23 protein-coding genes and 4 tRNA genes are annotated in these 25,478 nt (G+C 66.0%); 23 read left to right on the top strand and 4 right to left on the bottom strand.

Translation table 11 applies throughout. The annotated features are described in order from the left end of the window. Positions 1-234: 234 nt before the first annotated feature. The 10 genes from ON32_RS13295 (at position 235) to ON32_RS13250 (ending at position 9,493) form a co-directional block, all read left to right on the top strand. Positions 235-1,386, top strand: a complete 1,152-nt coding sequence (locus tag ON32_RS13295) for a site-specific integrase (protein WP_040791313.1) — start codon at positions 235-237, stop codon at positions 1,384-1,386. A 257-nt stretch (positions 1,387-1,643) separates the two neighbouring features. Next, entirely contained in the window at positions 1,644-1,850 is a 207-nt protein-coding gene (locus tag ON32_RS13290; protein ID WP_040791120.1) for a helix-turn-helix transcriptional regulator, read from the top strand. 314 nt (positions 1,851-2,164) lie between these two features. Further along, a complete protein-coding gene (locus ON32_RS30060) occupies positions 2,165-4,174 on the top strand; it encodes a hypothetical protein (protein WP_245551009.1) in 2,010 nt (669 codons plus the stop codon). A gap of 49 nt (positions 4,175-4,223) precedes the next feature. Next, positions 4,224-4,433 (top strand): hypothetical protein, encoded by a 210-nt coding sequence (locus ON32_RS13275; protein WP_040791118.1) that lies wholly within the window; start codon positions 4,224-4,226, stop codon positions 4,431-4,433. 2 nt (positions 4,434-4,435) lie between these two features. Beyond that, complete coding sequence (locus tag ON32_RS13270) at positions 4,436-4,750, top strand: hypothetical protein (protein WP_157224182.1); 315 nt, start codon at positions 4,436-4,438, stop codon at positions 4,748-4,750. A 373-nt stretch (positions 4,751-5,123) separates the two neighbouring features. Further along, positions 5,124-5,663, top strand: a complete 540-nt coding sequence (locus ON32_RS13265) for an HK97 family phage prohead protease (protein ID WP_051133190.1) — start codon at positions 5,124-5,126, stop codon at positions 5,661-5,663. A gap of 13 nt (positions 5,664-5,676) precedes the next feature. After that, on the top strand, positions 5,677-6,870 hold the full coding sequence (locus tag ON32_RS13260; RefSeq protein ID WP_051133189.1) for a phage major capsid protein: 1,194 nt from the start codon (positions 5,677-5,679) through the stop codon (positions 6,868-6,870). A 298-nt stretch (positions 6,871-7,168) separates the two neighbouring features. Continuing rightward, positions 7,169-7,327 carry a hypothetical protein gene (locus ON32_RS28850; protein WP_157224181.1) on the top strand — a complete coding sequence of 53 codons (159 nt, stop codon included), beginning with the start codon at positions 7,169-7,171 and terminating at the stop codon, positions 7,325-7,327. A 1,213-nt stretch (positions 7,328-8,540) separates the two neighbouring features. Then, positions 8,541-9,092: a DUF3558 domain-containing protein gene (locus ON32_RS13255; RefSeq protein ID WP_040791116.1), complete on the top strand. Its 552-nt coding sequence runs from the start codon at positions 8,541-8,543 to the stop codon at positions 9,090-9,092. A 20-nt stretch (positions 9,093-9,112) separates the two neighbouring features. After that, complete coding sequence (locus tag ON32_RS13250) at positions 9,113-9,493, top strand: hypothetical protein (RefSeq protein WP_040791115.1); 381 nt, start codon at positions 9,113-9,115, stop codon at positions 9,491-9,493. A gap of 559 nt (positions 9,494-10,052) precedes the next feature. Here the strand turns inward: ON32_RS13250 and ON32_RS13240 are convergent. The 3 genes from ON32_RS13240 to ON32_RS13230 all read right to left on the bottom strand — a co-directional run bounded on the left by ON32_RS13240 (position 10,053) and on the right by ON32_RS13230 (position 10,315). Continuing rightward, positions 10,053-10,127, bottom strand: a tRNA-Val gene (locus ON32_RS13240). 1 nt (position 10,128) lies between these two features. Then, positions 10,129-10,199: transfer RNA gene (locus ON32_RS13235), tRNA-Cys, on the bottom strand. A gap of 43 nt (positions 10,200-10,242) precedes the next feature. Further along, positions 10,243-10,315 (bottom strand) — tRNA-Gly (locus ON32_RS13230). Between the two features lie 363 nt (positions 10,316-10,678). Here ON32_RS13230 and ON32_RS13225 point away from each other — a divergent pair. The 11 genes from ON32_RS13225 to pdxS all read left to right on the top strand — a co-directional run bounded on the left by ON32_RS13225 (position 10,679) and on the right by pdxS (position 23,093). Continuing rightward, positions 10,679-10,750 (top strand) — tRNA-Val (locus ON32_RS13225). 621 nt (positions 10,751-11,371) lie between these two features. Continuing rightward, positions 11,372-13,651 (top strand): SulP family inorganic anion transporter, encoded by a 2,280-nt coding sequence (locus ON32_RS13220; RefSeq protein WP_040791113.1) that lies wholly within the window; start codon positions 11,372-11,374, stop codon positions 13,649-13,651. Positions 13,652-13,814: 163 nt separating this feature from the next. Next, complete coding sequence (locus ON32_RS13215) at positions 13,815-14,252, top strand: TIGR02611 family protein (RefSeq protein WP_051133225.1); 438 nt, start codon at positions 13,815-13,817, stop codon at positions 14,250-14,252. Next, positions 14,249-14,881, top strand: coding sequence for a (2Fe-2S)-binding protein (locus tag ON32_RS13210; protein ID WP_051133188.1), 633 nt, complete (start codon positions 14,249-14,251; stop codon positions 14,879-14,881). The genes ON32_RS13215 and ON32_RS13210 overlap by 4 nt, the downstream gene beginning before the upstream one ends. 202 nt (positions 14,882-15,083) lie before the next feature. Continuing rightward, positions 15,084-17,150 carry a threonine--tRNA ligase gene (gene thrS, locus ON32_RS13205; RefSeq protein WP_040791110.1) on the top strand — a complete coding sequence of 689 codons (2,067 nt, stop codon included), beginning with the start codon at positions 15,084-15,086 and terminating at the stop codon, positions 17,148-17,150. Positions 17,151-17,244: 94 nt separating this feature from the next. Beyond that, entirely contained in the window at positions 17,245-17,850 is a 606-nt protein-coding gene (locus tag ON32_RS13200; RefSeq protein WP_245551008.1) for an ATP adenylyltransferase, read from the top strand. Positions 17,851-17,853: 3 nt separating this feature from the next. Beyond that, positions 17,854-18,531: a phosphatidylinositol phosphate synthase gene (gene pgsA, locus ON32_RS13195; RefSeq protein ID WP_040791109.1), complete on the top strand. Its 678-nt coding sequence runs from the start codon at positions 17,854-17,856 to the stop codon at positions 18,529-18,531. Continuing rightward, positions 18,528-19,574 carry a phosphatidylinositol mannoside acyltransferase gene (locus tag ON32_RS13190; protein WP_083874427.1) on the top strand — a complete coding sequence of 349 codons (1,047 nt, stop codon included), beginning with the start codon at positions 18,528-18,530 and terminating at the stop codon, positions 19,572-19,574. The genes pgsA and ON32_RS13190 overlap by 4 nt, the downstream gene beginning before the upstream one ends. Next, the gene (locus ON32_RS13185; protein WP_040791108.1) at positions 19,571-20,695 is read left to right on the top strand and encodes a glycosyltransferase family 4 protein; all 1,125 of its coding nucleotides are present in this window, start codon (positions 19,571-19,573) and stop codon (positions 20,693-20,695) included. Before ON32_RS13190 ends, ON32_RS13185 begins: the two co-directional genes overlap by 4 nt. Continuing rightward, a complete protein-coding gene (locus ON32_RS13180) occupies positions 20,695-21,738 on the top strand; it encodes an NUDIX hydrolase (RefSeq protein ID WP_040791307.1) in 1,044 nt (347 codons plus the stop codon). Before ON32_RS13185 ends, ON32_RS13180 begins: the two co-directional genes overlap by 1 nt. A 434-nt stretch (positions 21,739-22,172) precedes the next feature. Then, on the top strand, positions 22,173-23,093 hold the full coding sequence (gene pdxS, locus ON32_RS13175) for a pyridoxal 5'-phosphate synthase lyase subunit PdxS (protein ID WP_040791107.1): 921 nt from the start codon (positions 22,173-22,175) through the stop codon (positions 23,091-23,093). Between the two features lie 75 nt (positions 23,094-23,168). On the opposite strand, the gene ON32_RS13170 is transcribed toward pdxS, so the two are convergent. Next, positions 23,169-23,783 (bottom strand): nucleoside/nucleotide kinase family protein, encoded by a 615-nt coding sequence (locus ON32_RS13170; RefSeq protein ID WP_040791106.1) that lies wholly within the window; start codon positions 23,781-23,783, stop codon positions 23,169-23,171. 94 nt (positions 23,784-23,877) lie between these two features. Between ON32_RS13170 and ON32_RS13165 the strand changes: the two genes are divergently transcribed. Both ON32_RS13165 and pdxT read left to right on the top strand, forming a co-directional pair. Further along, positions 23,878-24,702 (top strand): acyl-CoA thioesterase, encoded by an 825-nt coding sequence (locus ON32_RS13165; RefSeq protein ID WP_040791105.1) that lies wholly within the window; start codon positions 23,878-23,880, stop codon positions 24,700-24,702. 148 nt (positions 24,703-24,850) lie between these two features. Beyond that, the gene (gene pdxT, locus ON32_RS13160; protein WP_040791306.1) at positions 24,851-25,453 is read left to right on the top strand and encodes a pyridoxal 5'-phosphate synthase glutaminase subunit PdxT; all 603 of its coding nucleotides are present in this window, start codon (positions 24,851-24,853) and stop codon (positions 25,451-25,453) included. Positions 25,454-25,478 lie beyond the last annotated feature (25 nt).

Below are 25,478 nucleotides of genomic sequence, written 5' to 3'. Positions count from 1 at the left end.
GGCCCGGTGGGAAAAACAAGAGGCCCCGGAATTGTCCGGGACCTCTTGTAATGGTTTGGTGCGCGATACTGGGATTGAACCAGTTCAACCAGGGGATGTATCGCGGTCTCGGCACCTGCACAAATAGTGCTTTTACCTGTGTAAATGCCAGAAGTTTGGGCAGGACACTTGCGAACACGATAGGACACGAGAGTACCCTGATGTGGTGCATATGTGGTGCAAGCGGCGGTCCCAGTGACACGCCGGGCGAAGGCCCCGCGAAGCACTCGACGCAGCTTCGGGCGACTCCGTCAGTTCCGGTCGGGCCGGTGGAAGGCGAGTTATACCGGACCGGATGGGCGGCTGTACGAAGCCCCATCGACGTTCGCGCTGAAGCTCGACGCCGAAGCGTGGTTGACGGATCGTCGCCGGGAGATCGACCGCGAGCTGTGGTCGCCGCCCGGGGCCGTCAAGCTCGCCAAGTCGGTCACCTTCCGTGAGTATGCAGAGACATGGCTTGAGCATCGCCAGATCAAACCCCGTACACGCGAGCACTACCGCAAGCTATTGGACGGCCAGATACTGCCGGGTATCGGCGCGCTGCCGCTGGCGTCCATCACGCCCGACGACATTCGCGATTGGTATGCGCAGCTAGATATGGGTACACCGACCCTGCGGAGCCACGCCTACGGCTTGGTGCGCACCATTTTGGGGACTGCCGCCAGTGAGGGCAAGATCAATTCCAATCCCTGCCACATTCGAGGTGCGGGCAGCGCGAAGCGGGTCCACAAGATCCGACCCGCGACCCTGTCCGAGTTGGCGGTACTGACCGAGGCCATGCTGGAGCGGTATCGGGCCATGATCCTGCTGGCGTCGTGGTGCGCGCTGCGCTTCGGCGAATTGACCGAATTGCGTCGGAAGGACATCGAGCTGGGATCGGAGACCGTGAACGGTGAGGCCGTGCGGTTCGGCGTGATCCATGTTCGCCGTGCGGTGGTGCGGGTCGATGGCAAGTTTGTGGTCGGCGACCCGAAATCCGAGGCAGGTACCCGTGATGTCGCGATACCGCCGCACCTGGTGCCGCTGATCGAAGAGCACCTGAAACAGCATGTTGCCCCGCAACAGAACGCCCTGCTGTTTCCGGCAGCCCATGGGGGACACCTGGCATCGGCCACGCTCTACCGGCAGTTCTACAAGGCGCGCGCTGCGGCCGGGCGCGACGACCTCCGCTTCCATGACCTGCGGCACAGTGGCGCCGTGCTGGCCGCCGCGACGGGGGCGACGTTGGCCGAGTTGATGAACCGCCTAGGCCACAGCACACCAGCGGCGGCCATGCGGTATCAACACGCGGCAGAGGGCAGGGACAAGGCCATTGCGGCGTTGTTGTCGAAGCTGGCGGAAGAATAATTGTAACGATCTGGTCCGGGCGCTCGGACCCGCCGATATCGAATATCCGTCGATAACGCACAGCCGCCTCGGCTCGGTTTTCTTGTCTCGGCACCGATTCAAGTCGACAAACCACACGCGGGATTCCCGTGAATTGACACGTATCTGTCAAAAAGGTAACGGACACAGCGTATTTCGTGAATTCGGTGCATTGCCGAATAGCCGTGTGCGCATTTAGGGTCGCCTCCACACGCATCGACACAGCAGGAGGCCCGAGAATGGCACAACAGAACGCACCCACCCGACGCTTGGTAGGAATCGCCGAAGCCGCCGCATATACGGGAGTTTGCACCCACACGATTCGTCGCTACATCGCCTCGGGCATTCTCACCGGATATCGGTTGGGGCCGAGGGTTCTCCGCGTCGATTTGAACGAACTGGAGACGCAAGTCCTACGCCCCCTCAATGGCGGCGGCGCCGCGTGAGGACAGAAAAAACCCCCGGCCGGGCAACCGGGGGCACCAATAAAACCACTGCGGTCGAGCCTACCCGTCGGTGCCGTCGCGGCTGCCGGGGTGGCGCGCGACGTGACCGAATCGCCTCGGATTCGTTGTGGTTTCGGAAGCAATCCCCTCGCCGTACGCCGATGCCGTCCGCTGCTGCCGGAGGAGCGGTCGCAGGTGGCCGCTGCACTGGGCAGCTCGGCGACGGCGGTCGTCGGCGTGGTGGAGGTCCAGCGCGACGGACACCGGATATTCGTCGGCTGCGCGCCGTTGCCCTGGGTGAGAGGTGGTCGGTGATGAGTGAGGCGTTCGAGCGGATCGTCGACGCGCTGGCGGACTGGAACGTCACGATCGTCGGCCGTGATCAGGCCCGCGCCAAGTGCCCAGCGCACGACGGTCGGAGTAATGACTCTCTTGCCGTGCGGGCGGTCGAGGGGCACGTGCTGGTCTTCTGCCATGGGGGATGCCCCACCGACGACGTGCTCACCGCGCTGGATATGCCGATGTCTGCCCTGTTCGACGACGCAGCCGGAGCGACGTATGTCTACGGCGACGGCCGGAGGGTGCATCGTTCGCCGACAAAGCGGTTCCGGCAGTCCGGGAACACGAAAGGAAACGCCCTCTATCGTGCGGAACGAGCCGCCGAGGCCGTCGCCGCCGGGCAAACGATCTTCGTGGTCGAGGGGGAGAAGGATTGCCACGCGATCGAGGCTTTGGGCGGGATAGCGGTGTGCTCGGCGATGGGGGCGGGGAAGGCGCACCTCGCCGACTGGTCGCCGTTGCGGGGCGCGGACGTGGTGATCGTTCAGGACAGGGACGACCCGGGCCGCCGGCACGCCCGGCAGGTCAGTGGGCTGCTCGTCGGGGTCGCCGGATGCGTGAAGATCGTCGAGGCTTCCCTCGGGAAGGACGCCGCCGACCATATCGCGGGCGGCCACGGTATCGACGAGTTCACCGTGGTCGAAGCGCCGAAGTCGCTCGCCGAGGCGCACGCGGCATTCCGGAAGTGGCTCGGCGCCGGCTTCGACACCGATGCACTCGACGTGGCGCTGGCGGCGGCGGCGGTCGAACGGCTCGACGGCGACCCGCTGTGGCTGTTGCTGATCAGTGGTTCCGGCAACGCGAAAACCGAGATCGTCCAGGCGCTCGGTGGCGCCGGGGCGACCGTTACCAGCACCATCTCGTCGGCAGGTGCGCTGTTGAGTGCCACATCGAAGCGGGAGAAGACGAAAGACGCGACGGGGGGACTGTTGCGAAAGATCGGTGGTCGCGGGGTGCTGGTCGTCAAGGACGTGACCTCGATCCTGTCGATGTCTCGCGATTCCAGGGGTGAGGTGCTGGCCGCGCTTCGGGAGGTCTACGACGGTCGTTGGGAGCGCAACGTCGGCACCGATGGTGGCAAGTCGCTCGACTGGACCGGCAGGTTGGCGGTGGTCGGTGCGGTCACGACGGCCTGGGACCGGGCGCACGATGTCATCGCGTCGATGGGTGACCGGTTCGTGCTGCTGCGGATGGATTCGACGGCGGAAAGGGTCGCCGCCGGGCGGCAGGCGATTGGCAACACCGGCTCCGAGGAGGGGATGCGTGCGGAGCTGGCGGGCGTGGTCGGTGGTGTGCTGGCCGGGATGTGCCACGATGCCGTCACGCTCACCGAGTCGGAGAGCGATGTCCTGCTCGCCGCCGCCGATCTGGTGACGCTGGCACGCACGGGCGTCGATTACGACTATCGAGGTTATGTGATCGACGCCCACGCGCCGGAGATGCCGACCCGCTTTGCGAAGCAACTGGCGCAGGTCGTGCGCGGTGGCGTGGCGTTGGGAATGGACCGGGCCGAGGCGTTGCGGTTGGCGATTCGCTGCGCACGGGATTCGATGCCGCCGTTACGGCTGGCGATTGTCGATGATCTGGCGAAGTATCCGCACAGTTCTACCACCGAGGTTCGGAAGCGGCTCGGAAAGCCCAGAACGACCGTGGACCGTCAGCTACAAGCGCTGCACATTCTCGGTGTCGTCGTGGTCGACGAGGTGCCGACGGCCAGAGCGGGAAAAGAGACCTCCGACTGGCACTACTCATTGGCGTCGGGCATCGATCCAGCGACTTTGCGCTCCGCGCCCGATACCAGATTTGGCAATAGGCCCCTAGGTCTACAAAAAAGAGAGACAGGGGTACATCCCCCTACTGCCAAATCTGGTATCGGGAAACCCATCGATTGCTCGGTCTGTGGTTGGCCCCTCACCTCCTCCGAACAGACCGAGGGAATGCACCCGGATTGCGCAAACAAGGTCAGGGGACACCCGGAAAGGTGAATCCCGAAATCCGAGAATGGCCCGACTCGTATACCGAAAAGGAACGCTCATGTCCGATCCCAACTCCGACCGCGACAGCCTAGACGAGGGGCTCGATCGCATCGCCCAAGTCCTGACCGATTTGTCCCGCGCGCTGGTCACCCTCTCGGTCGACCTCGCCGACTTCACCCGACGGCGAGCCAAACGTGCCCCGATATGGATGCTGCTGCGCACCGGGAAACATCTCCGCAAACCCGATAGCCCGACCCGAAAGGAATGATCATGAACCAGACCCCCGACCCTGACGCCCGCGCCCGAGTTCGTTTACGGAAAATCTTGGAGGAATCCCTTCTCCGGCTCCATCCGGACGACCTCGCCGAGGTGATGGCAAACCCCGGTATCGCCGCGCACCGACTCCCCGATGGTATGTGGGACTATCGGGGCGCCCACGGAAGGATTCGGGTGGCTATAGTCAACCCGGCCATTCTGTACGCCGACGAGGAACCCGATCTGCCCGAAATGGTTCGCGGATGCCCCGACGACGCCTCCGAATTGTTCGACGACGACGACGAAAACGACCCCCGGAATCCACGCTGAGCCACTTTTATGCCTCGGGATAGGGGATTCCCCTGGGAACGGCAGAATGGCGAATGCCTGGCAGAATGGCGAATGCCGGCTACCTGTAACGGTGGTGGGCATTTCGCCGACAAAACGCCGCGTTGTCCGCCGATAAAGCCGCCCAGCGCCACGGAGACGCCCGAAACCGCCGGGCAAGGGCAGGGCTCTCCGTGGCGCTGTTTTCCGAGCGGCTGGGCAAACCCTTACCCTGGTAGGGTATGCTGTCCACAACAGCTCGGCATCCAGCGCCGCGCCGGACCCCCACAGCGGGGCAACCCCGGACAGTCGCAGTCGCCATGCGCCGGCCCAAAGGCCGATCGTTGATTCAGCGCGCGTACGAAATGGATGCTCTATGAGCGAGATTCTTCACCGCTACGCCACCGTCGGTGGAACCACGGGCAGGACTGTCCATGGCCTGGCAGTCCCGTTCGGCGAGGTTGCCGAGGTCCGCGACGGCTACGGCCCGGCCTACCGCGAGCGATTCGTCAAGGGCGCCTTCGCGCGGACCATTGCCGAGCGCAGCCACAAGGTCAGGTTGATGGCGATGCACAATTCCCGTGCCCTGCCGATCGGTCGAGCCACTGAACTCGTCGAAACCACCGAGGGGCTCCGGGTGGCGTTCGCGGTGAGCGAAACCACAGCGGGCAACGACGCGCTCGCGCTGGTCCGCGACGGCACCGTGAGCGCTTTCTCCATCGGTTTCGTCCCGGTGCGGCATCGAACAGTCGACGGTGTGCTCGAACGGCTGGAGGTATCGCTGCGGGAGGTCTCGCTCGTGACCGAACCGGCCTATGCCGGGGCCGCCATCGCTGGTGTGCGCAGCGGACAGCCTGCGCGGATCGTCACGGTCGACCACGCGCGTCGTATCCATTTCAACCTCTTCGAACTCTGACAGGACAAGACCAATGTTGACACTCCGCGAAGCGCGAGCCGAACTCGCCGAACTCAGAACCGAATCCGAGGAGCTGCTCCGCCGGGGTGAGGACCTCCTCGACGACGACGCGCGGCGATTCGATGAGATTGTCACTCGGGCAGCCGAACTCAAGGACTTCATCAGCCGGACGGAAGCCCGCATCGAAACCGCCAAGCGCGTTGCCGTCACCGACCCTTCCCGCCTGGTTCCCGGTGACGACCGCTCTCGCCCCTTCGACGACCACCGCCCCGCTCCGGCGCTGCGTGGGGCGCAGACCCTCGGCCGCGACCAGTCGATGTCGCAGTGGGTCCGCGACAACGGACACGCCGAACCCGGCAGCGAAACCGTCAGCTTCGACCGCTATGTCCGGGGGTTGGTCACCGGAGACTGGCGACACGCCCCGTACGAACGCGCACTGGCCGAAGGCACGATGTCGGCCGGTGGCTACACGGTGCCGATGACCTCCCAGACGCTGCGCATCCCGCGACTCGAGGGGGAGGGCGCCCCGGCTTGGCGCAACGAGAACGCCGCCGTCGCGGAGGGGGACCTGGTATTCGGGCAGGTGACGTTGACCGCCCGGAGCCTGACACGTCTGGTGAAGATCAGCCGTGAGCTGTTCGAGGACTCCGACCCCAGCGTCTCCCAAGTGGTGTCGAATGCCTTCGCCGCACAGATCGCTCTCGAACTCGACAGGGTCGCCTTGCGCGGCAGCGGAACCGCGCCCGAACCCCGAGGGGTGCTGAACACTGCTGGTGTCGCACTGACCGGCCACGGTGCGAACGGGACGGTGATCAATACCTACGACTGGTTGCTGGATTCGGTCGGGGCGGTGCGGAGCAACAACTTCGAGCCCTCCGCGGTCATCACGGCACCGCGTACCTTGACGACGCTGAGCAAGCTGAAAGACGCCCAGAACGCCTACCTCGCACCGCCTTCGGGTCTGCCACCGTTGTTGCCCACCAAACAGGTACCGACGAACCTCACGGTCGGGACCAGCACCGATGCCTCGGAGATCTATACGGGGCAGTGGAATCAGCTGGCGATCGGTATCCGTACCGGCTTCACCCTGGAGGTGCTGACCGAGCGATACGCCGACAACATGCAGCTGGGCTTCCTCGCGCACATCCGGGCCGATGTCGCAGTACTCCAGCCGGGCGCGTTCGTGGTGGACACGGGAGTGCGCTGATGCGAGGCGGCCTAGAGATGGTGGTGGAGTGTCACCGGCACAACCGCGAACAAGCCGAGAAGGAATACGAAGAGCAGGCACAGCGACCACGCAGAGAAGGTATCGACGTGGACCTGTGGCGCGCTCTGCCCGATTCACCGCCATGACCCGAAAGCCTGCATAGGAACCACCGCAGCGCCGGTTCCTTTCCGGGGTCTCCCTCGGCCCCTGCTCCCCCGGCGCTGCGGTCACGGCGGCGGATGGTCTCGCCCACCCCTACGGCCGGGGCCATCCGCCTGCCACGAACGAAGGAGCAACCATGGTCGAACTACGACGGTTGCCGCTGCGACGGTTGCTCTGGCTTCGCGAGCAGGCGCAGTGCTCGGACAACACAGCGGCGGTGCGAATTCTCGACCGATTACTTGCCGAACGGCGGGCGGAGAAAGAAGCGCATACCTCGGGGACCGGGCCACGATAGGACAGGGGCTCTCGTGATCGGGTGGGGGTTACTGCTCGGCGGTGGGGTGGCTATTCGGGCTGGGGCATCACGACCGGGTGGGGTGGTCAATAAGTACCGGGGCATTCGAGCCGGTAGGGGCATTCGATCGGGCTGGGGTTTCGATAGGTGATATCCCACGGCGTGAGGGCAGCGCGTGGACAGCGCCACGCCCAGCCGAAGGCCCGGTGCCTACCGTGTGCCGATGCCACATCTCGATCCTGCTGCCCCTGCCCTGCGTCCCACCTACCGCCCCCGTGGCACGCCTACCGACGATCCATGCCTGCGTCCTGCTATCTGTCACCGACGGCCTGCGCCTGCCGAGTGCCGACGCCAGCACACAGCCACCGACCGACCGTGACCCGACCGCCGGCACAGCCACCGACCGACCGATACCGATAGCGCATGAGGTCACGACCACGACGACCGAAGCACAGCGATGTCGACCGATGCACAGCGGTGTGACACCGACAGCACACAGCAGCATGACCGATGTCGACAGCACCGACCGAAGCCGAAGCCGACGGCAACCGCCGGCCGATGGGCAGCGCACCCCGACAGCCCACCAGGTGCAAGACGCAGCACAACCGATCCACGGAGAATCCGACACCAACGGCGACAACGACCACCGCGACCGTCGCTCCCCCTGACGGCCATCCCCGACCGACGCCTACCTGGCCCACGTGGGCACCCACAGCCGTGCCCCCGACCTCTACCCGAACGACGACAGCCGACACCGACAACCATCAGCAGTGACACCGACCGACAGCCCGGCGAGGACGAACATCGAACGACGGCGACACCTCGCGGACGGGGGACGATCGGCGGAGCTTCTACCCCCGGGGGGTAGATCACAGCCGAGGAAGCTCCGATCAAGATCACAAGACCGCCCGGTCGACTTTTCCCTCTCTGTTAATAAAATTGTGACCAGCAAAACCGCAGATCAGATGGTGTTTTTACGATCTAGAAAGCTTCTGAAGATCAATTGTTACCCGAAAAAGGGACCATTTGGGGGCCAAAACAGCGCGTCGGCGGCAGTACCCCTAGGGGGTAGGTCGGGAAATCGCGAGAAAAGCTCCAGGCAAGATCGACGGCTGCGACAACCGACCGGGAAACCGCCACACGGTTCGAGCGGCAATCGGCGAGGGCGGACTGTATCGTGATGTGCGCGCCGGAAACACGGGGAAGGGGCGGGATGCGACGGGCATTGCTCAGCAGCGGGCTGTTGATGGCGGTGGTGGCGGCCGGATGTTCATCGGAGGTCGCGGGGACACCGGAAGGTACGGAACAAACCACAGAAGAGTCGGTCGCGTTCAACCCGTGCTCCGAACTTCCCGACGAGGCATTACGAGCGGCAGACTTGGACCCCGCCAGCAAGAGCACCTCGATCGATCCACCGTCCGGTCCGTCGACATGGCGCATCTGTCGGTGGGATCCGATCGACGGCCAGCCCTACATGGTCGGCATCGCCTCCACCACCCACACCCAGGATGAAGTACTGAACAACCCGACCGTTACCGGATTCAAGGACGTCCAGATCGGCGACAGGGCGGGCAAGACCTACCACCAGGCAGGCCGGGGGACAGACGATCTACTTCGCTGCTACGTCTCACTCCCCGCCGAACACGGGATGCACAACGTCATCCTCAGCTGGCGCTACAGTCAGCGCGAATCGGCACCCGAGACGCCGCCGTGCACCTTGGCCGTCGAGCGGGCCCGCGCACTGGAACCATTTCTGCCGAAATAGGAACAAGAAGGGGGTCGGCAGTGGCCGAGGAAGAGGGCCAGCTCAAATACTGGCAGAATCTGCGCACCCAGGCCGAGAACGGTGAGCTGCGGATGGACAAGGACCTCGGCGAAGCCCTGGCGAGGGAGTGCCACACCCTCATAGGCAAGCTGGAGCTGATGCTCGAACAGGCGGGCGACCTCCAGTACGTGTCAGGGTTCGGCGGCCTCGCGTCGGCCCAGGCCCTGGCCGGCAAGTTCTCCAGGAAAGCTTTCGGTGACGAGGACTCGGCCGTCAAGCGACTGGAAGAAAGCATCGAGATCGTCAAGACGATGAAGGCGACCTACGAATTGGCGATCCGCCAGTTGGACACCACCGACCAGGAAATTGCCACTCAACTCGGCCGGACAGCGCCGCAGTAGCTGGATCGTTCCGGTCAAGGGCAACACCTCCCCGCGTTTGCGTGAGATCTACCGCAGCACTCGGGCGCTGCTCGCTCCGTGGTCGAAGGGTCGTGCCGTCCGCGAGTTGGATGCCCTCGTACCACAGGGGCGATGTGTAGCCGGAGGATTAAGCGGGAGGCTCGAAACCTGTGGTCAAATCTTCGCCAAGCGTGAGTGAGAGCAGAAAGAAGGGAATCTTCTGCCCTTCATGCTCAACGATCGGGTGCCTCTCGAATCTCTGAGGTGGTTGGCCTGGTGTGCTCACAAGGACGGTCGCAAGCCAATACGGTCGATAGATGAGCGGATCCCCGTTTTGCCGGTCAATCTTCAGCGGGCGGTCCCTCTCCGGACCGAGAGGCTCGAGAACTTGGATGTGGAAGGGTTCGCTCAGGTCGATGTCCATGACGCGGGCTTTACCCGTTCGTCAGACGGTTACGCCCTGTCTGTGCATCTCTTGGGCGGCCGTTTCGATGTGGTGCGCATGTGGTGCAGATGCAAGAAAACCCCGGCGGAAACCGGGGCTGACCTGGTTAAACTGTGGTGCGCGATACTGGGATTGAACCAGTGACCTCTTCCGTGTCAGGGAAGCGCTCTCCCGCTGAGCTAATCGCGCGAGGTGGAGACGGGAATCGAACCCGTGTGCACGGCTTTGCAGGCCGTTGCCTCACCACTCGGCCACTCCACCGCGCAAGGGGGAAAGGCTATCAAGCGCCTGGCCCTACCTCTCGAGCGGATGACGGGATTCGAACCCGCGACCCTCACCTTGGCAAGGTGATGCGCTACCAGCTGCGCTACATCCGCATTCGCTCCGGCGGCTTCGGTGTGCCTTCCCGGTGCGAGATAGAACATTAGCCGACGTTCGGCGTAACCTACAAATCGGCTGGTAGAAGCGGTAAATGACGTCGTTGTGATTCGTTCGGGCGTGGACGTGACGCGGTGGCTCCGTGTTATCGCCTCCTGCGATATTGCCTTCTTCGTTATCGCCTTCTTCGGTCTGTCGCCGGCGGCTCCCGGGGGTCATGGGCTCGCATGGAGATCGGAAGCGCGCCCGAGTCGGGTGGCCACCCGACGATTTGGTGGCGAACGGGTGGGGCATGTTAAGGTTCGTACTCGTTCGGGCGGTTCGATACGACACCGACGAACAACAGCTCGAAAGAGGTTTTCGGTCTCATAGCTCAGCGGGAGAGCGTCCGCCTCACACGCGGAAGGTCGCTGGTTCGATCCCAGCTGGGACCACCCACAACCCCTCGGCGCAATCTGCCGGGGGGTTCTCGGTTTCTGCCCCCTTCGTTGCATCCGATGAGTTGCATCCGATGAGCGGCATCCGATGAGTGCTGTTGCCGCATCCGACGGGCGGTGTTCGTCCCGGTTTACGCAATTGTCACAGCGTTGGTGCCGATTGTCATTATCGAGTCTGCATACTTTCTCTATACTTTAGTAAGTCTTTACCCTTGATCTCGGGTGGTCGCAGTCGGCCGGACGGTGCGGCATCTCTCGATTCGGAGGCCCGGCGCATGCCGCCGACCTCTTCGATCGTTACCCGGAGTCGAGGTGAAATCAGCTGCACTGCAGAGCCTTTGCCGGTAGAGGGTCGGCGGAGAGGAGGGATGGCCCATTGCGCCGGGGTGCTGCTGCGTGCGGCCTCGCCGCTCATCGGTCCATGTTTCCACGCACGAGAACATCACATTCTCAGGCTTTGCTTAGTCTTTACTAATACCCTGTATTGGGTTTACTTCTCGGCCCGTTGCCGTGCCGGGAGCTGCTTCACCGCGAGATGCCGGTTCGCGGTCTGTGCCCGATTGGACATGTCGATCGTCAACCGACGTCGGTGCCTGCCGACTCGGCGAAGGAGAAGAAATGGCAACCAAGACGCGCCCTGCCCCCCATCTGTCGCCGCCGCCTGGATCGGACCCGGCCGCGGAACCGGCGGCCGGGTCCGTAGCAACCACCCGTCTGACCTCGATCCTGCGCCACGACCTACCCGCCTCGATCGTCGTCTTCCTCGTGGCGCTACCGCTGTCGCTCGGTATCGCCATCGCCTCCGGTGCTCCGGTCGCCGCAGGCCTCATCGCCGCCGTGGTCGGCGGTATCGTCGCCGGTGCGCTCGGTGGCTCGATCCTTCAGGTGAGCGGCCCCGCCGCGGGCCTCACCGTCGTCGTTGCCGAATCCATCCATCAATTCGGTTGGCGGACAACCTGTTTCATGGTCGCAGCGGCGGGTGTCCTGCAGATTTTGTTCGGCCTGAGTCGAATCGCGCGTGCGGCCTTGGCCGTGGCGCCGGTGGTGGTGCACGCCATGCTCGCCGGTATCGGCGTCACCATTGCGCTCCAACAGATCCATGTGCTGCTCGGCGGCGACTCGAACAGCTCCGCCTGGGCCAATATCACCCAATTGCCGGCCGGACTCGCCTCGATGGACCCCGCGGGCGTCTTCATCGGCGTTCTCGTCATCGCCGTCATGCTGGGCTGGAAGTACGTCCCCGAACGCATTCGGGTGGTGCCCGGCCCGCTGGTTGCCGTGGTTCTCGCCACGGTGCTCTCCCTGATCCTTCCGCTCGATATCGAGCGGATCGCCCTGAACGGCTCACTGTTCGACGCCATCGGCCTGCCCGAGATCCCCAGTGGTGACTGGAGCGCCGTTGCCGTCACCGTCCTGACGTTCGCGCTCATCGCCAGCGTGGAAAGTCTGCTGTCGGCCGTCGCCGTCGACAAACTGCACACCGGCCCCCGTGCCGACTTCGACCGCGAGATGATCGGTCAGGGCTCGGCCAATGTGCTGTCCGGACTGCTCGGCGGCCTGCCGGTCACCGGTGTCATCGTGCGCAGCTCCACCAACGCGGCCGCCGGCGCGCGCAGCCGCGCCTCCGCGGTGCTGCACGGTTTCTGGGTATTGGTGTTCTCGGTGGCGCTGGCCGGGGTGGTCCAGCAGATCCCGTTGGCCGCGCTGGCCGGTCTGCTGATCGTGATCGGCGTGCAGCTGGTCAAGCTCGCGCACATCCGAATGGCTCATCTCACCGGTGATCTGCTGATCTACGCAGCCACCATTGCGGGTGTGGTGTTCCTGAACCTCCTTGAAGGAGTGCTGATCGGTTTGGCACTGGCCTTCGCGCTGTTGATCTGGCGGGTCGTTCGGGTCCACGTGGAGGCCAAACCGATCGTCGGCGCCGACCGTTGGCTGGTCACCATCGACGGCTCGTGCACCTTCCTGGCCCTGCCGAAACTGTCATCCGTCTTCGCCACGGTGCCCGAAGGTGTGGACGTCACCGTGGAGATGACCGTCGACTTCCTCGACCACGCCGCCTACGAGGCCATCGCGGACTGGGCGCGTCAACACGAGGCCGGCGGCGCGACGGTGACCTTCGCGGAGATCGGTACGGCCCGAATGGCGGATGCCACCAAGGCCCCGCCGTCGCGCAGTCTCGGCCGGGTCGTCCTCAACGACATCCTCGCTCCATGGCGGGCCGGTCGGGGGAAGAAGGACACCGACGCGATCGATGACCCGCTGGTCGCCGGTATCGCCGCCTACCACCGCAGCCACCTCCATCTGGTGCGGCCGCACCTGGACGAATTGCGCGATCGGCAGGAGCCCGATTCGTTCTTCCTGGCCTGCTCGGACTCGCGGATCGTGCCCAATCTCATCACCAACAGCGGTCCCGGCGACCTGTTCACCGTGCGCAATGTGGGCAACCTGGTACCCGAGCAGGGTGATGTCTCGGTGGAAGCGGCGCTGGTATTCGCCGTCGAGCAGCTCGAGATCCGTTCGGTAGTGGTGTGCGGGCACTCCTCGTGTGGCGCCATGCAGTCGCTGCACTCGGGGGAACCGGCCGGGCCGGGCATCGATGAGTGGTTGCAGAACGCACACGACAGCCTCGAACGGTTCCGGGCCGGTCATCCGGTCCGCCAGGCGGCCGAAGAAGCCGGTTTCGGTGCGGTCGACCAGTTGAGCATGGTGAATATCGCGGTGCAGCTCGAGCGGCTGCGCCGGCATCCGGTGGTGAGCCGGGCCATCGCCGAGCGTGGGCTCACGGTTTCCGGGCTCTTCTTCGATATCGCCAGTGGACGCGTCATCGAGGTCGGCGCGGAAGGACTGGCCCACATCGACGAAACCGGCAAGCGGGTGTCGGCGCTGCCCGCCTGATCGTTGCCCGGGGGCGAACACCGTATGGGGCTCGTATGGACCGCACGGTCCGTACGAGCCCCTCATGGTGTCCGGGGCGGTCCGATCGCGGTCTCGTAGGCTTGGGTGCGTGGATGCCGAGTCCGAGAAATCCTCGCCGACAACAGAGCCCGCGGCCGAGACGATCCGTACGAGCCCCGACGAGGAACGAGATCCACGACGGGAGAAGAACACCTGGCACGCTTTTCGCGATCGGATCGCCGCGCGACCTGTGCTCGATCTCTGCTATCGCGTCGGGGTGGCGATCGTCGGCACCGTGGTGCTCGCCGTGGGAATTCTGGCCATCCCCTATCCCGGGCCGGGATGGGCGATGGTCTTCGCCGGACTGGGTATTCTCGCCACCGAATTCGCCGCCGCGCGCCGGGTGCTGACCTGGGTGCGGGACAAGTACCGGCGCGGTATGGCCTGGTATATCGCGCGCGGACCGCTCACGCAGGCGGTTGCCCTGCTGGCCACCTGCGTGGTGGTCGTCGCGACACTGTGGATACTGGGAACGTTCGGATTGATCGGCGGGTGGATCGGAATCGAATGGGCATGGCTGCGCAGTCCCCTGATGTCGTGAACACCGTTCCGGGCCGGCTGCTCACCGACGAGCGATGGTTGGCCGAGCGGATCGCGGAGATGGGGGCTTCCTGGGGGACGGATTCGGCCCGGGTGGGCGGCACCCTGTGGTGGTGTATGGCGGCCTCGGCGCTGGTCGAGGGCATTGTCGCCGCCCGCGTCCGCGGTATGTCCGGGCCGGTTCCCACGCTGGACGGAATCACCTGTGCGATGCGCCGCGACGGCGGTGTCGAACAGATCCGGATCACCGATGCCGAGACCGCCCGTCCGAGCCCGACCGGAGCCGATCCGGGCGCCGCGGCATTGGCGACGGTCCTGACCGCCGTGATCGCCCGGGTATCCGCGGTGACCGGGGTGCGGCCACCCGCCCTGTGGGCTGTGACCGCCGACGCGATCGCCAACCGGGCGATCGATACCGGTGCCCCGGAGGTCGGGGCGCGGTTGGTCGCCGAACTCGGAGACCCTCTGCCGACCCCGCGCTACGTCGAGATCGGCGGCCGTACCTTCGTCCGTCGCGCCTCCTGTTGCCTGGTCTACGAGGTGCCCGACTGTTCGAAGTGCATCAGCTGCCCGAAACGACCGGCCCGCGAACGTGAGGCGCTGCTCGCCGAATACGCGGCGCAGAACTGAACGCCTCCGCTGCTCGAGCTTCGGTCGGCGTGGTGCCGGTTTCGACGCCGAATGCGGTCCGGTGTGGCCGTGCGTCGTAGCCCCGGTCCATCGACACACGGTTGTTCGTCTGCCGATAGCATGGTCCGCGGTCGGAGCGGATATCGCTCGGCCGTGACCGGGGGACACCCCGGCACCGGAGACAACCTCGAGGAGAGCCACCGTGACCACCACAGTCCCCCGCAGCCCAGCCGCCCTCGTCCGGGTGCCGGCCGGGACCACGGCGGGTGCCGCGGTGCGTGAGGCGGGGCTGCCCACCAAGGGACCGCAGACCATCGTCGTCGTCCGGGATGCCGCCGGCGAGCTGAAGGACCTGTCCTGGGCGCCGGAGGTCGATACCGAGGTCGTCCCCATCGCCGCCGATACCGAGGAGGGACGCAGCGTTATCCGGCATTCGGCGGCCCATGTGCTGGCGCAGGCCGTGCAACAGGAATTCCCCGAGGCCAAACTCGGCATAGGCCCGCCGATCAAGGACGGCTTCTACTACGACTTCCAGGTGGACCGCCCCTTCACCCCGGAGGATCTGGCCAAGCTGGAATCCCGGATGAAGAAGATCATCAAGGGCGCCCAGCGGTTCTCCCGCCGGGTGGTCGATGTGGCCGAGGCCCGCACCGAACTGGCCGCCGAGCCGTTCAAGCTGGAGCTCATCTCCGACAAGTCGGGTATCGACGATCCGGAGGTCATGGAGGTCGGCGGTAAGGAGCTGACCATCTACGACAACCTGGACCCGCGCACCGGTGAACGGGTCTGGGGCGATCTGTGCCGCGGGCCGCATATCCCGACCACCAAATACATTCCGGCGTTCAAACTGACCCGTTCCTCGGCCGCCTACTGGCGCGGTGACCAGAACCGCGAGGATCTACAGCGCATCTACGGCACCGCCTGGGAGTCGACCGAGGCACTGGAAGCGCACCTGACCATGCTCGCCGAGGCCGAGCGCCGCGACCATCGCAAGCTCGGCGCGGAACTGGACCTGTTCTCCTTCCCCGACGAACTGGGTTCCGGTCTGCCGGTGTTCCATCCCAAGGGCGGCATCATCCGCATGGAGATGGAGGACTATTCGCGGCGCAAGCACGTGGCGGCGGGCTACGAGTTCGTCAACACCCCGCATCTGACCAAGGCGCACCTGTTCGAGACCTCCAAACACCTGGAGTGGTATGCCGACGGCATGTTCCCGCCCATGCATCTGGACGCGGAATACAACGCCGACGGCACCGTCCGCAAACCCGGACAGGACTACTACGTCAAACCGATGAACTGCCCCATGCACAACCTGATCTACCGGTCCCGCGGCCGGTCGTATCGGGAACTGCCGCTGCGGTTGTTCGAATTCGGTTCGGTGTATCGCTACGAGAAGTCCGGTGTGGTCCACGGGCTGACCCGGGCCCGCGGTTTCACCCAGGACGACGCGCATATCTACTGCACTCAGGAGCAGGTCACCGAGGAGCTCACCACCACCCTCCGGTTCGTGCTCGATCTGCTGAAGGACTACGGGCTGGAGGACTTCTATCTGGAGCTGTCCACCAAGGACCCGCAGAAGTACGTCGGTTCGGACGAGGTGTGGGAGGAGGCCACCGAAACCCTGCGCAAGGTCGGGGAGGCTTCCGGACTGGAGCTCGTCCCGGATCCGGGCGGCGCCGCCTTCTACGGACCGAAGATCTCCGTGCAGACCAAGGACGCGCTCGGCCGCACCTGGCAGATGTCCACCATTCAGCTGGACTTCTTCGAACCGGATCTGTTCGAGCTGGAATACACGGCATCCGACGGCACCAAGAAGCGGCCGGTCATGATCCACCGCGCCCTGTTCGGTTCCATCGAGCGCTTCTTCGGGGTCCTCACCGAGCACTACGCGGGCGCCTTCCCCGTATGGCTGGCGCCGGTGCAGGTGGTCGGTATCCCGGTCGCGGATACCTTTGTGCCGCATCTGGACGAGGTGGTCGGCCGGCTGCGGGCGGTCGGGGTGCGCGCCGAGGTGGATCGCAGCGACGATCGCATGCAGAAGAAGATCTTCAACCACACCGCCCAGAAGGTGCCGTTCATGCTGCTGGCCGGTGAGCGGGATGTGAACGCGGGCGCGGTGAGTTTCCGGTTCCGCGACGGCACCCAGGTCAACGGGGTGCCGGTCGCCACGGCGGTGCGGGTGATCGCGGACTGGATCTCCCGTCGCGACAACACCTCCCCGACCGCGGACACGGTCCGAACGGCCGTCGAGGCGGGCGAAAGCGCCTGATCATGCGGGAAGTACATACCATGAGCGGTCCGTCCGGAGGAGGTAACCCACGTGGTCACGTGGGGCGTCCGCTCATGCGCGGAAAGGATGCGGCATGAGTGAGCGTACGGTGCCGGAGGGTTTGGCCGGTCACGACGACACCGAGCCCGAGCAGACCCAACCGGCCGATATCGTGGACCGCGGGGCCGGCGAACCCGATCGGCTGCAACGACTGTGGACTCCGTACCGGATGTCCTATATCGCCGAGGCGGCCACCTCGGCGCCCAAGGACGCCACCGGACATCCCTTCACGGATATTCCCAAGATGTCCGACGAGGAGGGGTTGGTGATCGCCCGCGGGGAGCTGGTGTACGCGGTCCTCAACCTGTACCCGTACAACCCCGGGCACATGATGGTGGTGCCGTATCGCCGGGTCGCCAACCTGGAGGACCTCACCGAGGCCGAGAGCATCGAGTTGATGGCCTTCACCCAGCGCGCCATCCGGGTGATGAAGAAGGTGTCGCGCCCGCACGGTTTCAATGTGGGGCTCAACCTCGGCGGAGTGGCGGGCGGATCGTTGGCCGACCACCTGCACCAGCACATCGTGCCGCGCTGGGGCGGTGACGCGAACTTCATCACCGTCGTGGGCGGGGTGAAGGTCATGCCGCAACTGCTCCGGGAGACCAGAGCCCTGTTGGCGGCGGCCTGGCAGGAGGCATAGCGGGTGCTCAGCTTTTTCGGTCGCGACACGTTCGCCAAGGCAACCGCCCCGTTGGGGCGCGCCCTGGTCCGTACCGGGCTCACCCCCGACGCGGTGACTCTGATCGGCACCGTGGCATCGATCGCGGCCGCGGTCACCCTGTTCCCCACCGGGCATCTGTTCTGGGGGACGATGGTGATCTGGCTGTTCGTCATGTTCGACATGCTCGACGGCGCCATGGCCCGGGCCCGCGGCGGCGGAACCCGTTACGGGGCCGTCCTCGACGCCACCTGTGACCGGGTCGCCGACGGTGCCGTTTTCGGTGGTCTGGCCTGGTGGGCGGTGTACCACGAGAACAGCAAACCGCTATTGGGTGCGACACTGGTGGTATTGGTGACCTCGCAGGTGATCTCATATGCCAAGGCGCGGGCGGAGGCCAGCGGACTGTCCGCCGACGGCGGCCTGATCGAACGCCCGGACCGGCTGGTGATCGTGCTGGTGGGCGCCGGGCTGACCGGTGTGGGCGGTTACTGGGGGATCGAGTGGCTGACCTGGGCCGTACATATCGCCATGTGGGTGTTGGCGGTGCTCAGTGTGGTGACGGTTTTCCAACGCGTGCTGGCGGTCCGCAATTCGGCGGGCGCCCGCGATATCCTCCCGCGGCCCGCGCCGCGTCCGACCACCGATACGGGGCTGTCGTGACCGCATCGCCACGGGAGGGTTTCACGGCACGAATCAAGGCGGGGCTGAGTGATCGCGCCTATGCCGCGGGATGGCGGCTGGTGCGGGCACTACCGGAGAACACCGCGCGTCGACTGTTCGACCGCGGCGGCACCTGGGCAGCCCGTAAGGGGGGACCGGCGCAGTTGCGCCGCAATCTGGCCCGAGTGCTCGGCACCGAACCGGAGCAGGTGCCCGACGAGCTGGTGCGCGCGAGTATGCGCTCCTACGCCCGCTACTGGCGGGAGACGTTTCGGCTGCCGGCCATGGACCACGCCGAACTGGCCACGTCGGGACGGGTTGTGGTGGAGGGGCGGGAACATCTCGACGCCGCCTTGGCCCGTGGTCGCGGAGTGGTCCTGGTCCTGCCGCATTCGGGCAACTGGGATATCGCCGGCACCTGGCTGGTCCAGCACTACGGATCGTTTTCCACCGTCGCCGAACGACTGAAACCGGAGTCGCTGTTCGAGCGGTTCGTCGCCTATCGGGAAAGTCTCGGGTTCGAGGTGTTCCCGCTGACCGGTGGCCAACGTCCGCCGTACGAGGTGCTGGCGCGGCGGCTGCGCGACAACAGGATCGTCTGCCTGATGGGGGAGCGCGATCTGACCGGGCGCGGTGTGCCGGTGATGTTCTTCGGAGAGCGCACGTGGATGCCGGCCGGCGCGGCCAAGCTGGCGATCGATACCGGCGCGGCGCTGCTGCCCGTCCATGTGTGGTTCACCGAGGACGCCGATGGCCGCGAGGGGTGGGTATTGAAAACCACGGCGCCGCTGGATGTCTCCGGTGGGGTCGAGTCGGTCACCCAACAGGTGGCCGACTGGTTCGCTGCGCATATCGCCGAGCATCCGGCCGACTGGCATATGCTGCAGCCGCTGTGGGAGACCGATCTGTCCGAGCGGCAGTTGGATCGGATCGCCGCCGCCCGGGCCCGGCGTGGGGGGCGGGCGGCCACCGCGGCCGGGGGCGCCCGGGCCGAGCACGCGCCGAGATCCGCGACCGAGGTCGAGGGGGAGCCGACACCATGAGGATCGGCATGGTCTGCCCCTATTCGTTCGATGTTCCCGGCGGTGTGCAGGCCCATGTGGTCGATCTGGCGCGGGTGTTGATCGAACGCGGACACAAGGTGAGTGTGCTCGCACCCGCCTCCGACAGCACCCCGCTCCCGGATTTCGTGGTCTCCGCGGGCCGCGCCGTAGCCATTCCGTACAACGGTTCGGTGGCCCGGTTGTCGTTCGGGCCGACGGCCTACACCCGGATTCGGCGCTGGATCGACGGCAACGATTTCGACGTCCTGCACATCCACGAGCCGAATGCGCCCAGCCTGTCCATGCTGGCGTTGAAGATCGCCGAAGGGCCGATAGTGGCCACTTTTCACACCTCCACCACCCGGTCACTGGTGCTCAGCACCTTCCAGGGGGTACTGCGGCCGTACCACGAGAAGATCAGCGGCCGAATCGCGGTATCGGAGCTGGCACGGCGCTGGCAGGTGGAAGCGCTGGGGTCGGACGCGGTGGAAATTCCCAACGGGGTCGACGTTTCCGCGTTCGCCCGTGCACCCCTGCTGCCCGGCTATCCCCGGGAGGGCGGCACCGTCCTGTTCGTGGGTCGGTACGACGAACCGCGTAAAGGGATGGAGGTGCTGCTGGGTGCGCTACCGGCGCTGGCGGAGCGGCATCCGCGGGTGGAAATCCTCATCGTAGGTCGCGGCGACGAGGACCGGTTGCGCCGTCTGGCCGGACCGCACGCCGGCCATCTGCGATTCCTGGGACAGACCTCCGATGCGGAGAAGGCATCGGCGATGCGCAGCGCGGATGTGTACGTGGCGCCGAACCTGGGTGGGGAGAGCTTCGGCATCATCCTGATCGAGGCCATGGCCGCGGGCACCGCCGTAGTGGCGAGCGAGCTCGACGCCTTCCGACGGGTCCTGCGTGATGGCACCGCCGGTGTGCTGGTACCGGTCGGTGATTCGGCGGCCCTGGCGCAGGCGCTGGACACGGTGCTCACCGACGAGGTACGACGCGAATCGCTGGTGCGGGCGGCCGGTCAGGTGGTCGGCGACTACGACTGGCCGGTGGTGGCCGAACAGATCCTGCGGGTGTACGAAACGGTCACCGTGGGTGACCTTCGGGTGCGTGCGGCCGGATGATCACCTTCTCGGCGACCACCGTTCTGGTTCTCGCCCTGGTCGTGGCGATCGTGTTGGCCCTGGGGGTGTGGACCTATTCGACGGCCAACCGGCTCGATCGGCTGCACGTGCGGACCGATCTGTCCTGGCAGGCCCTCGAAGCGGCCCTGGCACGTCGCGCGGTCGTGGCCAGATCGGTGGCCATGTCCCTCACCGGTCCGAGCTCGGAGCCGGGACGCGAAGAACAGGCGAAACGACTGGTCGCGCTGGCCGATCGCTCCGAACGGGTCGACCGGCAGGAACGGGAAGCGGTCGAGAACCAACTGGCGGCGGCATTGTCGGCGGTGGATGTCTCGCTGTTGCGTCCGCAGTTGGCGGCCGAACTGGCCGATGCCGAGGCCCGGGTGCTCATCGCCCGTCGGTTCCACAACGACGCCGTGCGCGATACCCTCGCGCTGCGCACCCGGCGTCCCGTGCGGTTGCTGCACCTGGGCGGCACCGCACCCATGCCGACGTATTTCGAGATCGCCGAGCGCGCCGGCCCGGCCGCGGCGATCGGACTGGATGTGGACAGTATGCGTACCTCGGCGCGGGTCGTATTGCTCGACGAACATGACCGGGTGCTGCTGTTGCGCGGGCACGATCCGATGGTCCCGGAGGTGTCCTTCTGGTTCACCGTCGGCGGCGGTGTGGAAGCCGGGGAGAGTCTGCGCGCCGCCGCGGTGCGGGAATTGCGCGAGGAGACGGGGTATATCGCCGACCCGGCGGATCTGCGTGGGCCGATCTGGCGGCGGGTGGCGGTGTTTCCGTTCAACGGGGATCTGATCCGCTCCGAGGAGTTGTTCTTCGTACTGCGGGTGCCCGTGTTCGAACCACGTCCCACCGATCTGACCGCGGTGGAACGGCGCTCCCTCACCGATCACCGTTGGTGCACACCGACCGATATCGCAGCGCTGGACGCCTCCGGGGAAACCGTATATCCCGCTCGTCTCGACGAACTGTTGGCCGAGGCGGCGCGAGCGGCGGACTCGGCGACCGATCCCGAGGTGCGCTCCATCTTCTGATCGAGCTCGCCCCGCTGCTCGAATGCTGATGTGACCGGTATCACTTCGTGATACCCTCCACTTCGGTTTGGCGCACCGGCATTTATGTCTATTCGGTGTGCGGAGGTGAGCCCGTGTCCTATCTTCTCTACGATTTTCTCCTGCCGCTCCTCGGCCCGAGTGCCGCGGAATACTGGGCGACTCTGCTCGTGGTGGATCCCCTCTGAGCGCATTCCGAATCGTGCTCACGTCATCGCCGGACCGGTACCCGTACCGGTCCGGCGATGGTCGTTTCGAGGGGTCGGAAACCGGTCGGATGCCGAGATATTCGTCATAATCCCAGGTCGCGACCAGGCCAGTGGCCGTCGACTGGCTATGAATCCGGTATGGAGCCGCACCTAGAATCGTGGTGTTTCCAACGAAGATCCCACTGGCGCAGACCACAGGAGTATGCCGTGACGACGTCCGAGACCACCCAGACCACCGAGGCGCCCCGTGAGGCCGGTACGGCCCGGGTGAAGCGCGGTATGGCCGAGATGCTCAAGGGTGGCGTGATCATGGACGTGGTCACTCCGGAGCAGGCCAAGATCGCCGAGGACGCCGGCGCCGTCGCCGTGATGGCCCTGGAACGGGTGCCCGCCGATATTCGCGCCCAGGGCGGGGTCGCCCGGATGAGCGACCCGGACATGATCGAGGGCATCATCTCCGCGGTATCGATTCCGGTGATGGCCAAGGCCCGGATCGGGCACTTCGTGGAGGCGCAGATCCTGCAGAGCCTCGGCGTCGACTACATCGATGAATCCGAGGTGCTCACCCCCGCCGACTACGCCAACCACATCGACAAGTGGAACTTCACGGTGCCGTTCGTCTGCGGTGCCACCAACCTCGGTGAGGCACTGCGCCGGATCGCCGAGGGCGCGGCCATGATCCGCTCCAAGGGTGAGGCCGGCACCGGCGACGTCTCCAACGCCACCACCCATATGCGCAAGATTCGGCAGGAGATCGCCCGGCTCTCCGCACTGCCCGCCGATGAGCTTTACGTGGCCGCCAAGGAACTGCAGGCGCCGTACGAGCTGGTGCGTGAGGTCGCCGAAACCGGCAAACTGCCGGTGGTGCTGTTCACCGCGGGCGGTATCGCCACTCCGGCCGACGCGGCCATGATGATGCAGCTCGGCGCCGAGGGTGTGTTCGTCGGTTCCGGCATCTTCAAGTCCGGCAACCCGGCGCAGCGCGCCGCCGCCATCGTCAAGGCCACCACCTTCTACGACGACCCGGATGTTCTGGCCAAGGTGTCGCGCGGTCTGGGTGAGGCAATGGTGGGGATCAACGTCGACGAGATCCCGCAGCCGCATCGGTTGGCCGAACGCGGTTGGTGAGACCCGAGGTGGGCGCTACTGCCACCAGGTCGTAGCGTCCACCCACGGGCGGCGCCGAGCCGGATCGGCCGGATGTCAGGGAGCTTCGACCCGCAAGGCGGGACGGTCGGGGTGGTCCCAGCGCACGAAATACGTGGGCCTTTCGCCGCTGTCGCGCGCATGCGCCAGTAGTGCGGGTATGGTCCAGGCCGTCTCGTCCGGGGTGCCGCGGGCCAGCGCCGCCGGGCTCAGATCGAGCCGGACACTCAGGTCGAAGGACAGGGCGCGGCCCAGCAGCATCGGACCCGCCACGAACAACACTGTTTCCGGAAGCGCCATCCGACGGTGGGCGCGTGCGGAGCGGTCGGTGGTCTCATCCCAGAGTGCGGGCAGCCAGGTGCCCGTCGAACGGAGCGGGTCGAGTACTTCGCGACGTAATGCCGCGTAGTCGAACCAGCCGTTGCGGTAGGAGGCCTCGTCCCGCCCGAACTCCAATCGCACCGAGGCGGGGCGCACGAAGTCGTGGAGGCGAACCGGTTCGGCCGGACGGCCGTCGGCGCGGACCCGCTCGGCGAGGCGCAGGGCGAAATCGACCGGGTATGCCGCGTCGGCGCCGTCCACGGCAACCACCCGGCGACCGTTCAGGGCGCGCAGCCGCCGGGCCAGGAGGTCGGCGAGAGCGTCCGGAGTGATCGGGGTGAAACTCGGCATCGCACCATCACAGCAGGTCCGGCATTCCGATCGGTGGCGAGGATTACTCGCTGCCGATCACGGCGTAATCGGCCGTTCGGGATACTCTCGGCGCATGGCGACTATCGAAGAGGCACTGGAGATCGAGCGTCTCGAACGGGATATCTTTCGCGGCGCGTCCACCAAGACCCAGCTGCCTCGTACATTCGGCGGTCAGGTCGCGGGCCAGGCTCTGGTTTCGGCGGTGCGCACCGTGGAGCCGCGCTTCCAGGTGCATTCGCTGCACGGTTACTTCCTGCGGCCCGGCAACCCCTCGGAGCGGACGGTCTACCTGGTCGACCGTATTCGCGATGGGCGTTCGTTCTGCACCCGACGGGTCACCGGTGTACAGGACGGCGCCGCGATATTCACCATGTCGGCCTCCTTCCACATGGGTGACGAGGGCCCCACACATCAGGACGAGATGCCGGAGGTGCTGCCGCCCGAGGTGCTGCCCGACGCCAAAACCAGCATGAGCCCCGAACGGTTGTGGGCCATGCGGGAATGGGAGCACTGGGATATCCGTCCGGTGCCCCAGGAGTCGGTGACGCAGCGGCCCGGGGTGGTATCACCGCAACAGGTGTGGTTCCGGTATCGGCACCCGTTGCCCGACGACCCGTTGTTCCACGTGTGCACGCTGGCCTATATGAGCGATATGACGCTGCTCGGCTCGTCCAAGGTCACCCACCCCGACGAGCCCACCCAGAACGCCTCGCTCGACCACGCCATGTGGTTCCTGCGTCCCTTTCGCACCGATGAATGGCTGCTCTACGACCAGTCCTCGCCGTCGGCCGGGTTCGGTCGGGCGCTCACCGGCGGCAAGATCTTCGATCGCGAGGGCAGGCTGGTCGCCGCGGTGGTGCAGGAGGGGCTGATCCGTACCCTACGGGCAGACCGATGACGTCCGACGACGCTGTGAGCCCGCCCACACACGGTCCACTCGTAAGCTCGCTGTCGTGAACGAAGCAGCGGTATCCTCCCTCGCCGCCGGTGCCGAGAGCACGGCGGTCGTCCCCGTCCCGACGCAGGTCGCCGCCGCCCGGCCCACCATCGGTGTGCTGGCCTTGCAGGGCGATGTGCGGGAACACGTCGCAGCGCTGGGCGAGTGCGGGGCCGACCCGGTGCTGGTGCGTCGTCCGGACGAGCTGGCGGCCGTGGACGCGCTGGTGCTGCCGGGTGGGGAGTCCACCGCCATCAGCAAGCTGCTGCAGGTGTTCGATCTACTGGAGCCCCTACGGGCCAGGTTGCGGGAGGGGATGCCGGCCTACGGCTCCTGCGCCGGGATGATTCTGCTGGCCGACGAGGTGCTCGATACCCGTCCCGATGCGCAGCATCTGTCCGGAATCGATATGACGGTGCGACGTAACGCCTTCGGTCGCCAGGTGGATTCCTTCGAGACCGACCTGGATTTCGCCGGGCTCGAGGGCGGGCCGGTTCGGGCGGTGTTCATTCGGGCGCCGTGGGTGGAACGGGTCGGCGACGGGGTCCAGGTATTGGCGCGGGTGCCGAGCGGTCCGGCCGCGGGTCGTATCGTGGCCGTGCGGCAGGGGCGGGTACTGGCCACTGCCTTCCACCCCGAGGTCACCGGCGACCACCGGGTACACCGGATGTTCGTCGACCTGGTGCGTGAGGGTCCCGACGCCTGCCGGTAATTTGGAACACCACAGATGCCCTCGA

The sequence above is a fragment of the Nocardia paucivorans NBRC 100373 genome, from assembly GCF_000308675.1.
Classification (GTDB): domain Bacteria; phylum Actinomycetota; class Actinomycetes; order Mycobacteriales; family Mycobacteriaceae; genus Nocardia; species Nocardia paucivorans.
The sequence above is the reverse complement of the archived record's forward strand: the minus strand, read 5'-3'. Positions and strand labels throughout refer to the sequence as shown.

What these genes read in the sequence shown, in the direction of transcription:
- ON32_RS13290 (WP_040791120.1), top strand. Translation starts at nt 1,644, where the DNA reads ATGGCACAACAGAACGCACCCACCCGACGCTTGGTAGGAATCGCCGAA.
- ON32_RS30060 (WP_245551009.1), top strand. Translation starts at nt 2,165, where the DNA reads ATGAGTGAGGCGTTCGAGCGGATCGTCGACGCGCTGGCGGACTGGAAC.
- ON32_RS13275 (WP_040791118.1), top strand. Translation starts at nt 4,224, where the DNA reads ATGTCCGATCCCAACTCCGACCGCGACAGCCTAGACGAGGGGCTCGAT.
- ON32_RS13270 (WP_157224182.1), top strand. Translation starts at nt 4,436, where the DNA reads ATGAACCAGACCCCCGACCCTGACGCCCGCGCCCGAGTTCGTTTACGG.
- ON32_RS13265 (WP_051133190.1), top strand. Translation starts at nt 5,124, where the DNA reads ATGAGCGAGATTCTTCACCGCTACGCCACCGTCGGTGGAACCACGGGC.
- ON32_RS13260 (WP_051133189.1), top strand. Translation starts at nt 5,677, where the DNA reads ATGTTGACACTCCGCGAAGCGCGAGCCGAACTCGCCGAACTCAGAACC.
- ON32_RS28850 (WP_157224181.1), top strand. Translation starts at nt 7,169, where the DNA reads ATGGTCGAACTACGACGGTTGCCGCTGCGACGGTTGCTCTGGCTTCGC.
- ON32_RS13255 (WP_040791116.1), top strand. Translation starts at nt 8,541, where the DNA reads ATGCGACGGGCATTGCTCAGCAGCGGGCTGTTGATGGCGGTGGTGGCG.
- ON32_RS13220 (WP_040791113.1), top strand. Translation starts at nt 11,372, where the DNA reads ATGGCAACCAAGACGCGCCCTGCCCCCCATCTGTCGCCGCCGCCTGGA.
- ON32_RS13200 (WP_245551008.1), top strand. Translation starts at nt 17,245, where the DNA reads ATGAGTGAGCGTACGGTGCCGGAGGGTTTGGCCGGTCACGACGACACC.
- ON32_RS13185 (WP_040791108.1), top strand. Translation starts at nt 19,571, where the DNA reads ATGAGGATCGGCATGGTCTGCCCCTATTCGTTCGATGTTCCCGGCGGT.
- ON32_RS13170 (WP_040791106.1), bottom strand. Translation starts at nt 23,783, where the DNA reads ATGCCGAGTTTCACCCCGATCACTCCGGACGCTCTCGCCGACCTCCTG.
- ON32_RS13165 (WP_040791105.1), top strand. Translation starts at nt 23,878, where the DNA reads ATGGCGACTATCGAAGAGGCACTGGAGATCGAGCGTCTCGAACGGGAT.